This window comes from Janthinobacterium aestuarii, assembly GCF_051380835.1.
Taxonomy (GTDB): Bacteria; Pseudomonadota; Gammaproteobacteria; order Burkholderiales; family Burkholderiaceae_D; genus Janthinobacterium; species Janthinobacterium aestuarii.
In genome coordinates this window covers 297,398-309,213 of the sequence record NZ_JBNYXU010000003.1, presented here as the reverse complement: position 1 = coordinate 309,213, position 11,816 = coordinate 297,398, and the positions used below count along the sequence as shown (strand labels likewise).

The following is an 11,816-nucleotide window of genomic DNA, read 5'->3' as shown; positions in this document are numbered from 1 at the left end:
GTTTCAGCAAGTATATAGGGCAGATCAGGTGTACACCAAGGAAAGCGGCCCGGTGCTACGCCAGGCAGGCATCCAGGCGCGCCAGGATGACGCCGACATAGGCGCCCACACAGCGCGCGTCATGCGTCGTAAACGGGTTTTCCAGTTGCACCAGGCCGCAGTCGCAGATGACGGGATCGACCTGGGTCACGACGCCCAACGCCAGGTAGCGCCAACCGTCCAGCGGGCGCAAGCCCTGCTCCTGGCCGGGATTGGCGCGGAAGATGGCGTCCCAGTCGTTCATCGCGCTAGGCATGGGCCACAGTTGGAGCTGGACTTGCGCGCCGGCAGGCATCTTCCCGCCGCCGAACTCGTCCATCACGTGCAGGCGCTGGCCATCCACTTCGATGATGGCTTCCAGGTACTCGCCTTCGGAGGCGATAAAGGTGGCGGCGACGATGCTGGCCGTCACTTCTGCGCCTGTTCCAGCAGGGCCGGCAATTCTTTCAGCATGGCCTCACGCGTGCGCAGGCCCGCCGATGGCTGGCCTTTCTGCTCGTCCTGCACCAGGCGCGCAAAGACGATGCTGCGCTCGCCCTTGCTGGCCCAGCCCACGAACCAGCCGTAGCCATGCGCTTCGTCGAAGCTGCCGTCGGTCTTGCGCGGGAAGGCCGCGCCCGTCTTGCCATGGACTTGCCAGCCATCCACGTCGGCCAGGCGCGTCAGACGCCGCGTCTGCTCCATGGCCTGTCTGGACACGGGCAATTGATCGTTGACCAGCTTGCGCAGGAAGCCCAGCTGCTCGAGCGGCGAGATTTTCAGGGAAGAGCTGATCCACGAGCGTTCCAGGCTGTTGTCCTTGCCCTTGTCGCCCGACACGTCCGCATTGCCATAGCGCAAAGCCTTCGCGTATTTCTGAAAGCGCTCGGCGCCCAGCGCCTGCGTGATCTGCTGCGAATACCAGACGACGGAATACTGCATCCAGCGCGACGGATCCGTATCCTGGCGCCAGGCGTCGCCACCCCAGTCCACATAACCCTGGCGGTAAGGCAAGCTGGGTTTGTGCTCGTCCTTGAGGAAGCCGGCGTCATAACCCATCAGGCTAAGCGCGATCTTGAACGTGGATGCGGGCGTGACTCTGTCGAGGCAATTACCCTCCTGCAGCAGGACGGCGCCCGTTTTGGCGTCCGCCATGGCGGTGCAAATGGTGGCGGAATGGGCTTGCGTGGCGGCCAGTACGGCGCCTGTCAGGCCGAGGATGAACTGGAAGAATGCGCGATATTTCATGGGCCTCCGGGGATTGGGGAGAGAATGGCAAAGCGAAATTGTACTGGGCAGTACGGCGCGATGCCAGCACTGATGCATCCCGGCCGGAAGCTAGCGGCTCGCCAGCTCGCGTTCAGGCTGCAAGGGTTCACGCTTCAAGTGCTCTTCCTCCAGTTCATCCATACCCAACTTTTCCTCGTCAATCAATGCATGTTCGCGCCGCTCCCGCGCCAATTCCTGTTCCAGGCTGTCATCGCTGGCGTCGCGTTCGATTTTCTCCGGCATATTGTCCTCCCCAGGGTACTCGACTAAAAAACGCAGGCCGTGCTGCCCGCCTGCGCCACGGCATCGTGCGGATGCAGGCTTTCCATATGCCGTACGGTAACACGCGCCTGCTCCTGCCGTGGCGCCAATGCCGCCTGCACGCGGCGGGCCGCGTCTTCCACATACATCAGATTAGCACCATTCAAGCGCGCGAACGCCTGCTCGTCCGCCCGTTTCACGGCCGTCTGCAGCGGCGTCGCCAACGCCGCTTCCACCAGGTCGATCAGGGGAAACAGGTCCAGTTCCGCCTGCTCCGTCAACGGCACGGTGACCGTCGCCGTGCCGCGCTGGCTGTGCGGCGTGGCCAGGCTCGCGTGTTCCCGCAGCCAGGTGCGCGCGGCTGTGCCGTCGATGCCGCCCGCGCCGAACTGCGCCGCAAACGCATCGGCAAGCAGTTGGCGCGCCAGCGCCGCCGAGCATGGGCAGGTCGACGAGTAGCCGATCTCCACCGTCAAGGACAGGGCAAAGCCCTGCGGCGAGCAGCTGGCATGCAACCGCACGGGATACGATTTCCAGCCCGACAGCCCCGCCGTCAGCAGCGCCGGCTGGCGCCGCAGCACGGGAAACGCCAGCGCCAGGCGCGCCTGCGTGCTGCCGCAATCGGCGTGGCTGTCCACCATGCGCCGCAGCAGATACAGGCGTGACATGTGGATCCCCTTGACTGTGGGATCGGGCAAATCGACGTGCACGTCGGCACAGGCATGCACTTGCTGCGCCTGCCCGCCCTCTTCCAGCCACAGCGGCAGGGCGATGCCCTGCATGCCGACCCACTCGAGCGCCAAGGGGCTGCCCAGGTGGGGGCCGGCCGCCACGTCGGGCAGGGGCGGGGAAATCGATTCGCGCTTCATGGTGATGGATTCATATGCAAACAAGTTGCATATCATGGAGAAACGCCGCCATATTTGCAAGCAACTTGCATTAATGAGGCATATTGACGGGTCAGCTGGCCTTGCGAAACGTCAAATTGATGCGCTGCGCGCCCAGTACCGCGTGTTCGCCCTCCTTCAGCGGCGCCACGCCGTGGAAGCGCAGGCGGTCGGCGCCGCCCCACACCACCACGTCGCCATGCAGCAGGACGATGCGCGCCGCCTTGTCGGCCCGCTCGGCGCCGCCGAACAGGAAGGTGGCGGGCAAGCCCAGCGAGACGGAAACGATGGGCGCGTTGAAATCGCATTCATCGCGGTCCTGGTGCAAGGCCATGCGCGCACCGGGCGCATAGCGGTTGACCAGACAGGCGTCGGGAACAAAGCCCGGATAGCCGGCGGCCAGCGCCGCCTCTTGCGCGAGGCGCAGAAACACGGGCGGCATCGGCGGCCAAGGCAAACCGCTGGCCGGATCGAGGCGCGCATAGCGGTAGCCGCGTCCATCCGTGACCCAGCCAAGAGGGCCGCAATTGCTCATGGCGACCGACATGCGCAAGCCGCCCGGCGTGGCCATGTGGCGCAGGGGCGCGGCCAGCACGATGGCGTCCAGCGCCGGCAGCACTTCGCCCAAGTAAGGCAGCGCAAAACCGCGCAGCAGGATGGACGCGGACGAGCCCGGCACCAGCGGCGCGGGGCCGGCCGGGACTTGCTCTTCATCGGCGAACAGGGACAGATTCATGTTGCCTATTTTAGCCGCGCCACACAAAAAGCGCGCGCGGCTGTCCCGTGGTGCGCTACAGTAGCGCTTCCAGCCACTACCGCCCTCTTTCACGATGGATCATTACGCCGATTTGCTGCAAACCCTGGCGCAACAGGAAGAATCCCTGCAATTCGAACGCTTCGACAACGATGCCGCGCTGGCCGTGGGCCTGTGGATCGTCGAAGAAGTGCGCAAGCGGGGCAAGGCCGTCACCGTCAACATCACGCGCAATGGCCAAGTGCTGTTCCACCACGCCATGACGGGCGCCACGGCCGACCAGGCGGATTGGATCCGCCGCAAGAACAACACGGTTCAGCGCTTTTGCCGCAGCTCCTACTACATGGGCATTTCGTATAAAAGCCGGGGCAGCACCTTCGAAGACGTGAAATACCTCGACGACATCGAGTACGCGGGCCACGGCGGCGCTTTCCCCCTGCTGATACACGGCGTGGGACTGGTGGGAACGGTGACCGTTTCCGGCCTGGCGCAGGCCGACGACCACGCGCTCGTGGTGGCCGCGCTGCAGGCGCAGCTGGAACGCTAGGTTTCCAGCGCCCGGCGCAAGGCGGCGCGCGCCAGCAGCCTTGTGGAATCGAGGGTCGGCAGCGGCGAATTGGCGTCGCTGATGATCAGCGGGATTTCCGTGCAGCCGAGGATGACGGCGTCGCAGCCCTGCTCGCGCAAGCCGGCGATGACGGCCTGGAAGCGCGCCACGCTATCCGGCTTGAGCACACCCGGCACCAGTTCTTCCATGATGATGCGGTTGATTTCGCTGCGCTCATCCTCGCCGGGCCGCACGCACGTGATGCCGCGCGCGGCCAGCTTGTCCGGATACACGGCGCTGTCGACCAGCCAGCGCGTGCCCGTCAAACCCACTTTCTGGAAGCCACGCGCGGCCGCTTCAGCGGCGACGACGTTGGCGATATGCAGCCACGGCAGCGGCGAACGGGGCGCCATCAGTTCGAACGCCTGGTGGATGGTATTGTCGGGGCAGATCAGGAACTCGGCGCCGGCCGCGTGCAGCTTGTGCGCCGACGCCAGCATCAGCTCGGCCACGCCGGCCAGGTCGCCCCCGTTCAGGCAATCCACGTAGCGCGCCAGCGGCGGCGTGTGCATCGATACTTCCGGGTGTTCATACGCGCCCAGCGCATGCGCGCCCTCTTCGCAGATCGTGCGGTAGCACAGGGCCGCGCCTTCGGCCGAACAGCCGACGATGCCGATATGTTTGCTCATGCTCGTCCTCCTTGATTAAATGCGCTGGCCGCCGTCGATGGGAATTTCCGCGCCCGTAATGTACGAGGCGCGCTCGCTGCACAGGAACTCCACCAAATCCGCCACTTCGGCCGTCGTGCCCAGGCGGCGCAACGGGATTTGCGTGTCGACGATATGCGAAGTACCGGGCGACAGAATGGCCGTGTCGATCTCGCCCGGCGCAATGGCGTTCACGCGCACGTTCAGCGGCGCCATGTCGTTGGCCATTTCGCGCGTCAGCGACGCCAGCGCCGCCTTCGAACTGGCGTAGGCGGAACCGGCAAACGGGTGCACGCGGTAGCCGGCGATCGAGCACAGGTTAACGACGGAGCCATGCGCGTTCGACAATTCCTGCGCAAAGCCGCGCGTCAGGGCCAGCGGCGCAAAGAAATTCGTGTTGTACATTTCCTGCCACGTCTGCATGTCGGTGGTCAGCGAATTGACGCGCGAGCCGCCCGGCCCTTTCGGCGACACGCCCGCATTGTTTACCAGCGCATGCAATTTGGAGTCGCCCAGCATGGGGCGCAGGGTGTCGACCATCTGCCCGATCTGGCTCAGGTCCGACAAATCCATGCATACATGCGTGTTGTGCTCCTGGCTGCGCGGGCAGCCGCCGGGAATCGGGCTGCGCGAGACGGTGATGACCCTCCAGCCCAAGCTGCGGAAGCGTTCGGCCACCGCATGGCCGATACCGCGGCTGGCGCCGGTGACAATGGCGGTTTTCTGTTCAGTCGTGTGCTTCATGTTCGTCATGTTCTTCCTCGTCCTTTTCTTTCTGTGTTGCCCCGGCGTGCATGCGCTCCTGCCGCATCACATACGCGAGCATCTGTGTCCCGCCGTCGAGAATGTCCTGTTCGATCGCGCGCCGCGCGGCCGCGCCGTCGCGCTGGCGCAGCGCGCTGATGATGGCGTGGTGGTGGCCCACCCGCATGTCGGGCGAAAAGCTCGCGTAGCCGGCGGCGATCAGCGGCGCCGTCTGCATCCACAAATGGTCGACGAAGCGTTTCAATGTCGGCATGCCGGCGGCTTGCGCCAGGCCCAGGTGAAACACCTGGTTGCACTGCAGGGCCGCCGGCAAGTCGTGGCGCGCGATGGCCTCTTCGTTCGCCTGCAGCAGGCGCTCGAGGTCGGCCAGGGTGGCGTCGTCGATGCGCTGCGCCGCCTCGAACGCGCCCAAGCCTTCCAGTTCCAGGCGCAGCGCGCGGATTTCCAGGTAGCGTGCCACGCTCAGCACGGGCACGCGGAAGTCGCGCGGCGAGCGCAGCACCAGCGCCTCTTCCTGCACCAGTTGCAGCATGGCGTCGCGCACGGGCGTCACGCTCGTGCCCAGCTGCAGCGCGAGTTCGCGGATGCGCAGCCGGTCGTTCGGCTGGAAGCGTCCGGCCGCCAGCGCATCGCGCAGCGTCGCATACACGGACTTGCCCAGATTGACGTGCACCAGGCTGTCCAGGGGATGATTCATAGTGGTTTTCTGATTCGAAAAATTATGATGCATCATACATCAACGGATAAAACGGTGTTTTTCCATGCGTGCGCCGCAGACAGGACGCAGCGCAAGCACGTACAATCAGCCGCCACCGACTCGAAAGGAACGCACTTGAACTGGGATTATCCGCACGCCCACGCCCTGCCCGTCACGCCGGAACCGGGCGACATCGACGGCTTGCAGCACACGAACAACGCCGTCTACGTGCGCTGGTGCGAGCATATCGCCTGGCACCACTCGGCCACCCTGGGGCTGGACCTCGACGATTACCGGCGCCTGGACCGGGCCATGGCGATACGCCGCGGCGAATACGATTACCTGCTGCCGACGCGGGCCGGCGAAGCGCTGACCCTGGCCACCTGGCTGTGCGCCAGCGATGGCCGCTCCAGCATGGAACGGCGCTTCCAGCTGGTGCGCGACAGCGACGGCGCCACCGTCGTGCGCGGACGCTGGGACTTGATCTGCATCGAATTGAGCAGCGGCCGCGCGCGCCGCCTGCCGCCCGAGTTTTTGGCCGTGTACGAACCGGCCATCGTCGCGGCCGGCGCGCTGCACGCAGACGACTAGGCCACCGTTTTGCGCGCCGTTCGGCGAAGATGCGGGGCTTTTCTTGCGCCCCCGCAGTGCAACATGCATTTCGCTCCTGCTTTGCCCGTCCATGCTTTAGAATCAGCGACCTCAGCCCCGTAAAAACAGGATAAAACATATGACGGCAGTCGGGAATACCGAACCACAAGAGCTCAAGCGCGGCCTGAAAAGCCGCCACATCCAGCTCATCGCCCTGGGCGGCGCCATCGGCACCGGCCTGTTTCTGGGCATCGCGCAAACCATCAAGATGGCCGGACCTTCCGTGCTGCTCGGCTATGGCATCGCCGGCGTCATCGCCTTCATGATCATGCGCCAGCTGGGCGAGATGGTGGTCGACGAACCCGTCGCCGGCTCTTTCAGCTATTTCGCCGACAAATACTGCGGCCACCTGCCCGGCTTTTTGTCGGGCTGGAATTACTGGGTGCTGTATGTGCTCGTCAGCATGGCCGAACTGACGGCCGTCGGCATCTACGTACAGTACTGGTGGCCGGGCGTGCCCACCTGGGTTTCGGCCCTCATCTTCTTTTGCGCCATCAACGCCATCAGCCTGCTCAATGTGAAGGCCTTCGGCGAGATGGAGTTCTGGTTCGCCATCATCAAGGTGGTCGCCATCATCGGCATGATCGTCTTCGGCGCTTACCTGCTCGCTTCCGGCGACGCGGGCCCGCAGGCGTCGGTAGCCAACTTGTGGCAGCACGGCGGCTTCTTCCCGAATGGCTGGCAGGGCCTGGTGATGGCCATGGCCGTCATCATGTTCTCGTTCGGCGGCCTGGAACTGGTCGGCATCACGGCGGCCGAGGCGGATGACCCGAGCACGACGATTCCACGCGCCACCAACCAGGCCATCTACCGCATCCTGATTTTCTACATCGGCGCGCTGGGCATTTTGCTGTCGCTGTACCCATGGCAAAACGTCGTCACCGGCGGCAGTCCGTTTGTCCTGATCTTCCATGCGCTAGACAGCAACCTCGTGGCCACGGCCCTGAATGTGGTGGTGCTGACGGCCGCCCTGTCCGTGTATAACAGCGGCGTGTACTGCAACACGCGCATGCTGTTCGGCCTGGCCAAGCAAGGCAATGCGCCGCGCGCGCTGCTGCACCTGAACCGCCGCGGCGTGCCGCTGGTGGCACTGGGCGTGTCCGCGCTGGCCACGGGCGCCTGCGTGGTGGTCAATTACTTCATGCCGGGCGAAGCGTTCGAAGTGCTGATGGGCCTCGTGGTGTCGGCGCTGATCATCAACTGGGCCATGATCAGCTGGATCCATTTGCGTTTCCGCGCGCAGAAGAAGGCCGAGGGCAAGACGACCCTGTTCCAGAGCCTGGGCTACCCGTTCACCAACTACCTGTGCCTGGTCTTCCTGGCCGGCATCCTCGTGATCATGTATTTGACGCCGGGCCTGCGCATCTCCGTCTACCTGATCCCCGTGTGGCTCGCCGCGCTGGGCATCGGCTACTGGATCAAGCAAAACAAGGCCAAGGCATAGGCTTGCGCTGTATTCTGCAATCAGCAAGCAAAAAGCCCATCTTCGCAGATGGGCTTTTTGCATTCGGCGCGCGCTATTGCTAAGCGGCGGCGGCCCCGCCCTCGTCCGATTGCACATCGGTTCGCCACATGCTGACGGTCTGGCCCGCATACGATTGCAGCAGTACGTCGTCGCTCAAGGTCAGCATCGCCTGCTGGCGCTGCTCCGCCTTTTTCTCGGGAGTCATGCCCAGCTCGCCCGTCTTGTACGGACCCAGCACAGGCAGCAGGTCGCGCAGCACGGAATAGTTACCTGGCGTGGTCTTGTCCGATTCCAGCTTGCCCAGGAAATACTTCATGACATGCTCGGACTGGTTGCCCTCCTGCCGCAAGCTCGCCTTGACCATCTTGCCATCCTTGTAGGCCACCTGCGCGTCGCTGCTGGCCGTATCTTCGATCTGGTGGTAGGTATAGTTCTGCGATTCCGTATTGTCCAGCAAGCGCAGCGGCACGCCGGGGACGAGCGTCTCATGGAAACTGGCGCTCAGCTTCGATTGCTGCTGCTGCCTGACCGAACGCTCATCCTGGCTGCCGCCGGCCTGCTGCGTCTTTTGCGACACGTCATAATTGAAGCCATCCTTTTCCGAACTGCGCATGGGATTACTGAATTTCACGGTCTGCGACACGGAGGCGCTGAAATCGGCCAGCCCCGTCAGGATGGATTTGTCTTCGGCCGCCAGGCGCCACTTGCCCGTCTCGGGCGTGTCCGTGGCCACCTGCGGCGCGGCGGTATTGCTGTGCAAGGCTGTAAAGCTATCCTTGAGCATGGCCACCAGGCCCGCGTCGCCATGGCCGCGCGACGCCGCCTGGTCGAACTGCTTCATATAGCTGCCCAGCGCCTTCGCCTGCTTTTCCTTGCTGCCCAGGGTATTGAGCTGACTGGCATCGACCTTCAGCTCCAGGCTGCCGGCCTCGCCGCTGAAGCTGACCTTGCGCTGCGCGCCATCGGCCTGGAAATCCAGGGTTTGAATACTTTCCGGCTCGCCGCGCACCTTGACTTCCGCATGCAGTTTCACCGACGCCAGCTGCTGCTGGTCGAATTGCATCAAGCCTTCCAGCTTGATTTTCGGCGTACTTTGCCCCATGCCGTCGATGGCTTCCTGGAAGCCCTTCGCCAGATCACCCAGGGCGCTCGCCTCAGCGTCGCTGAGGTCGCCACTGGTCGTCATGCTCACGGCCAGCCCGTCCCCCTGGCTGTCGAGCGACAGCTTGACTTCCACGCCGCTCCTGGTCGTGATGCTGAGGGACACCCTGTCTTCGCCATTGCCATGCAAGCTGCCGGGCGCGATGCCGGACGCTCCATAGATATTCGGCGTGGTGCTTGGCGGCGGCTGCCGCATCGCCTGCGAGAAATTGTAGTTTCCCAGCTTGGCCTGTCCCAGCATGGCCGCGCCCAGGCCGCTGAAGCGGCCGCCAAACGCGTACGACGAAAAACTCTTCGTCATCGCCTCGCTGACCTTGTCGCGCGTCGCGCTTTCCCACACCATCGGCGAAGGCACGAGAGATGACACGGCCGGCGGGCCGCCGAAGGCGACGATGGCGGAAGGGGTCGGCGCTGGCGATGAGGGCGTGTCCGTCCTGCTTGCCGTAGCGGCAGGCGCGCGGGACGGGCTTGGATTCCAGCTCGGGATCGGGGAGACGGAGGTCATGGTCGTTATGCCTTGCTAAACGAGTAGTGGTGTATGGGTGAGATATTCATAACTTTCAGTTTTTGATAACAATCAACCGTCAAGCTAGCCCACTTTCAGCCAGACGTGGGATACACGCCGCTTCAGGTGCCAGGCAGACACAGCTATAACGACGTGAAATGTGAAATCATGAGCACAATGGGGCATGAAAATTTTTCATTCTTGATGCAAATCACGCTCCGCCCCAGCGGCGGCGCCAGCGAGGGTGCAATTAGAACTGTTGTCGCAAGTAAATTCATACTGTTGCTCAAATGATGAAAGTGACTATGTGTGACTTTTCACCTACCAGCAATCTCTATGATCGCTGAGTGCTTCGTGATAAATCCGCATTTGCTTATTCGGAACAGGAAGCATGGCCTTAAGGAGGCAGTATGAAATTTATGAACTTAACCATAGCCAAGCGGCTCGGCCTGGGCTTCGGCCTGGTCGCCATGTTCCTGTTGCTGGTCATCACGCTGGGGCTGACCAGCATGCGGCAAATCCAGGGTCGCATGGATGAGACCACCAAGGTCAACAACGTCGAAACCAGCTTGGCACAAACCATGGATTTGACGGTCACCGAGCGGGCGCTGGCGCTGCGCAATCTGATTTTGCTGAAAGATCAGAAGGAAGTCCAGATCGAGGTCGCGCGCATCGCGGAGCAGGAAAGGAAATACACCGCCGCCCAGCAAAAGCTGGGGGCCATGTTCGCCAGGCGGGAAGGCACCTCGAGCGAAGAAAAAAGCTTGCTCGAACAAATCCGCATACAAAGCGAACTGGCGGCCCCCTTCATTCAGCGGGCCGCCGCGCTGGCGCTGGACCAGAAGCAGGACGATGCCTACAAGCTGCTGCGCTATGAATTCCGCCCCGTGCAAAAGCGCTGGTGGGAATTGCTGCGCACCTTGATCGCCGTCGAGGAAAAGCAGAATAACGAGGCTTCCAACGTCGCCGAGGCGGCCTACAGCCATGCCCGCCTGGTGATGCTGAGCATCGGCTCGCTGGCCCTGATCACCAGCCTGCTGGCCGCCGTGCTGATCACGCGCAGCGTGACGCGCCAACTCGGTTGCGAGCCCGACGAAGCGGCGGCGATCGCCGGGCAGATTGCCAGCGGCAACTTGGCCGTGCCCATCCATACCCGCCCCGGCGATACGCACAGCCTGCTGTACGCCATGCAATCGATGCGCGACAGCTTGGCGCAGATCGTCCAGCAAGTTCACGCCAGCACCGAGACCATCGCCACGGCGGCAAGCCAGATCGCCATGGGCAACTTGGACTTGTCTTCGCGCACGGAACAGCAGGCCAGTACGCTGGAGCAAACCGCTTCATCCATGGAAGAACTAACCAGCACCGTGCGCATCAACACCGACCATGCGCGCCAGGCCAACGGGCTGGTCGAATCGGCCTCCGATGTCGCCACCAAGGGCGGCGCCGTGGTGGCGCAGGTGGTCGACACCATGGCGGCCATCGATGTCTCGGCGCGCAAGATCGTCGACATCATCGCCGTCATCGACGGCATCGCCTTTCAGACGAATATCCTGGCGCTGAACGCGGCGGTCGAGGCGGCCCGTGCCGGGGAACAGGGGCGCGGCTTTGCCGTGGTGGCCACCGAGGTGCGCAATCTGGCGCAGCGCTCGGCCGCCGCGGCCAAGGAAATCAAGGACCTGATCGGCGACTCGGTCGACAAGGTCCAGGCCGGCAACCGGCTGGTCGAACAGGCAGGATCGACCATGCACGAGGTGGTCGCCAGCGTCAAGCGCGTCACCGGCATCATGTCTGAAATGATGTCCGCCAGCCAGGAACAATCAGCTGGCATCGAGCAAATCAATATGGCCGTGACGCAAATGGACAATGTGACGCAGCAAAATGCGGCACTGGTCGAAGAAGCCGCCGCCGCGGCGCAAGCGATGCAGGAACAGGTCAACAGCCTGAACGATGTGGTCAGCGTCTTCCGCGTGGGCAACATCGCTGGCGGCCGCGATGCGGGGCTGCGCGTGGTCAGCCGTCCGCCACCGCCGCTGGCGGTGCGGCGCACGCCCGCCACGGCAAAGCCGGCCCGTCCGGCCATCGCCAAGCCCAGCGAAATCGAATGGGAACAGTTTTGAGCCGGCAAC

Annotated in this window: 13 protein-coding genes; 4 read left to right on the top strand and 9 right to left on the bottom strand. The window is 63.6% G+C overall.

Annotated elements, in window-relative coordinates:
* Positions 1–55: 55 nt before the first annotated feature.
* The 5 genes from ACQ4WO_RS10985 to alkB all read right to left on the bottom strand — a co-directional run bounded on the left by ACQ4WO_RS10985 (position 56) and on the right by alkB (position 3,171).
* Positions 56–451 carry a hypothetical protein gene (locus ACQ4WO_RS10985; RefSeq protein WP_436481439.1) on the bottom strand — a complete coding sequence of 132 codons (396 nt, stop codon included), beginning with the start codon at positions 449–451 and terminating at the stop codon, positions 56–58.
* The gene (gene blaOXA, locus ACQ4WO_RS10980; protein ID WP_436481438.1) at positions 448–1,266 is read right to left on the bottom strand and encodes a class D beta-lactamase; all 819 of its coding nucleotides are present in this window, start codon (positions 1,264–1,266) and stop codon (positions 448–450) included. The genes ACQ4WO_RS10985 and blaOXA overlap by 4 nt, the downstream gene beginning before the upstream one ends.
* A 90-nt stretch (positions 1,267–1,356) precedes the next feature.
* Positions 1,357–1,530 (bottom strand): hypothetical protein, encoded by a 174-nt coding sequence (locus tag ACQ4WO_RS10975; protein WP_436481437.1) that lies wholly within the window; start codon positions 1,528–1,530, stop codon positions 1,357–1,359.
* 23 nt (positions 1,531–1,553) lie between these two features.
* A complete protein-coding gene (gene folE2, locus ACQ4WO_RS10970; protein ID WP_436481689.1) occupies positions 1,554–2,417 on the bottom strand; it encodes a GTP cyclohydrolase FolE2 in 864 nt (287 codons plus the stop codon).
* Between the two features lie 91 nt (positions 2,418–2,508).
* Positions 2,509–3,171: a DNA oxidative demethylase AlkB gene (gene alkB / locus ACQ4WO_RS10965; RefSeq protein WP_436481436.1), complete on the bottom strand. Its 663-nt coding sequence runs from the start codon at positions 3,169–3,171 to the stop codon at positions 2,509–2,511.
* Between the two features lie 94 nt (positions 3,172–3,265).
* On the opposite strand from alkB, the gene ACQ4WO_RS10960 reads away from it, so the two are divergent.
* A complete protein-coding gene (locus ACQ4WO_RS10960; protein ID WP_436481435.1) occupies positions 3,266–3,736 on the top strand; it encodes a heme-degrading domain-containing protein in 471 nt (156 codons plus the stop codon).
* Here ACQ4WO_RS10960 and ACQ4WO_RS10955 read toward each other — a convergent pair.
* From ACQ4WO_RS10955 to ACQ4WO_RS10945, 3 genes are read right to left on the bottom strand one after another with little or no spacing between them, the layout of a single operon-like run.
* A complete protein-coding gene (locus tag ACQ4WO_RS10955; RefSeq protein ID WP_436481434.1) occupies positions 3,733–4,425 on the bottom strand; it encodes an aspartate/glutamate racemase family protein in 693 nt (230 codons plus the stop codon). The genes ACQ4WO_RS10960 and ACQ4WO_RS10955 overlap by 4 nt on opposite strands.
* A 15-nt stretch (positions 4,426–4,440) precedes the next feature.
* Positions 4,441–5,196 carry an SDR family NAD(P)-dependent oxidoreductase gene (locus ACQ4WO_RS10950; protein ID WP_436481433.1) on the bottom strand — a complete coding sequence of 252 codons (756 nt, stop codon included), beginning with the start codon at positions 5,194–5,196 and terminating at the stop codon, positions 4,441–4,443.
* Entirely contained in the window at positions 5,171–5,905 is a 735-nt protein-coding gene (locus ACQ4WO_RS10945; RefSeq protein ID WP_436481432.1) for a GntR family transcriptional regulator, read from the bottom strand. The genes ACQ4WO_RS10950 and ACQ4WO_RS10945 overlap by 26 nt, the downstream gene beginning before the upstream one ends.
* Positions 5,906–6,040: 135 nt before the next feature.
* Between ACQ4WO_RS10945 and ACQ4WO_RS10940 the strand changes: the two genes are divergently transcribed.
* Together ACQ4WO_RS10940 and ACQ4WO_RS10935 are read left to right on the top strand one after the other, a co-directional pair.
* The gene (locus ACQ4WO_RS10940) at positions 6,041–6,496 is read left to right on the top strand and encodes an acyl-CoA thioesterase (protein ID WP_436481431.1); all 456 of its coding nucleotides are present in this window, start codon (positions 6,041–6,043) and stop codon (positions 6,494–6,496) included.
* A gap of 139 nt (positions 6,497–6,635) precedes the next feature.
* A complete protein-coding gene (locus ACQ4WO_RS10935) occupies positions 6,636–8,000 on the top strand; it encodes an amino acid permease (RefSeq protein WP_128143031.1) in 1,365 nt (454 codons plus the stop codon).
* 79 nt (positions 8,001–8,079) lie between these two features.
* Here ACQ4WO_RS10935 and ACQ4WO_RS10930 read toward each other — a convergent pair whose 3' ends face one another.
* Complete coding sequence (locus ACQ4WO_RS10930; RefSeq protein ID WP_436481429.1) at positions 8,080–9,687, bottom strand: hypothetical protein; 1,608 nt, start codon at positions 9,685–9,687, stop codon at positions 8,080–8,082.
* Between the two features lie 410 nt (positions 9,688–10,097).
* Here ACQ4WO_RS10930 and ACQ4WO_RS10925 point away from each other — a divergent pair, with 410 nt between their 5' ends.
* On the top strand, positions 10,098–11,807 hold the full coding sequence (locus ACQ4WO_RS10925) for a methyl-accepting chemotaxis protein (protein ID WP_436481427.1): 1,710 nt from the start codon (positions 10,098–10,100) through the stop codon (positions 11,805–11,807).
* Positions 11,808–11,816: the final 9 nt, after the last annotated feature.

What these genes read in the sequence shown, in the direction of transcription:
- ACQ4WO_RS10975 (WP_436481437.1), bottom strand. Translation starts at nt 1,530, where the DNA reads ATGCCGGAGAAAATCGAACGCGACGCCAGCGATGACAGCCTGGAACAG.
- ACQ4WO_RS10925 (WP_436481427.1), top strand. Translation starts at nt 10,098, where the DNA reads ATGAAATTTATGAACTTAACCATAGCCAAGCGGCTCGGCCTGGGCTTC.
- ACQ4WO_RS10930 (WP_436481429.1), bottom strand. Translation starts at nt 9,687, where the DNA reads ATGACCTCCGTCTCCCCGATCCCGAGCTGGAATCCAAGCCCGTCCCGC.
- folE2 (WP_436481689.1), bottom strand. Translation starts at nt 2,417, where the DNA reads ATGAAGCGCGAATCGATTTCCCCGCCCCTGCCCGACGTGGCGGCCGGC.
- alkB (WP_436481436.1), bottom strand. Translation starts at nt 3,171, where the DNA reads ATGAATCTGTCCCTGTTCGCCGATGAAGAGCAAGTCCCGGCCGGCCCC.
- ACQ4WO_RS10935 (WP_128143031.1), top strand. Translation starts at nt 6,636, where the DNA reads ATGACGGCAGTCGGGAATACCGAACCACAAGAGCTCAAGCGCGGCCTG.
- ACQ4WO_RS10950 (WP_436481433.1), bottom strand. Translation starts at nt 5,196, where the DNA reads ATGACGAACATGAAGCACACGACTGAACAGAAAACCGCCATTGTCACC.
- ACQ4WO_RS10960 (WP_436481435.1), top strand. Translation starts at nt 3,266, where the DNA reads ATGGATCATTACGCCGATTTGCTGCAAACCCTGGCGCAACAGGAAGAA.
- ACQ4WO_RS10955 (WP_436481434.1), bottom strand. Translation starts at nt 4,425, where the DNA reads ATGAGCAAACATATCGGCATCGTCGGCTGTTCGGCCGAAGGCGCGGCC.
- blaOXA (WP_436481438.1), bottom strand. Translation starts at nt 1,266, where the DNA reads ATGAAATATCGCGCATTCTTCCAGTTCATCCTCGGCCTGACAGGCGCC.
- ACQ4WO_RS10945 (WP_436481432.1), bottom strand. Translation starts at nt 5,905, where the DNA reads ATGAATCATCCCCTGGACAGCCTGGTGCACGTCAATCTGGGCAAGTCC.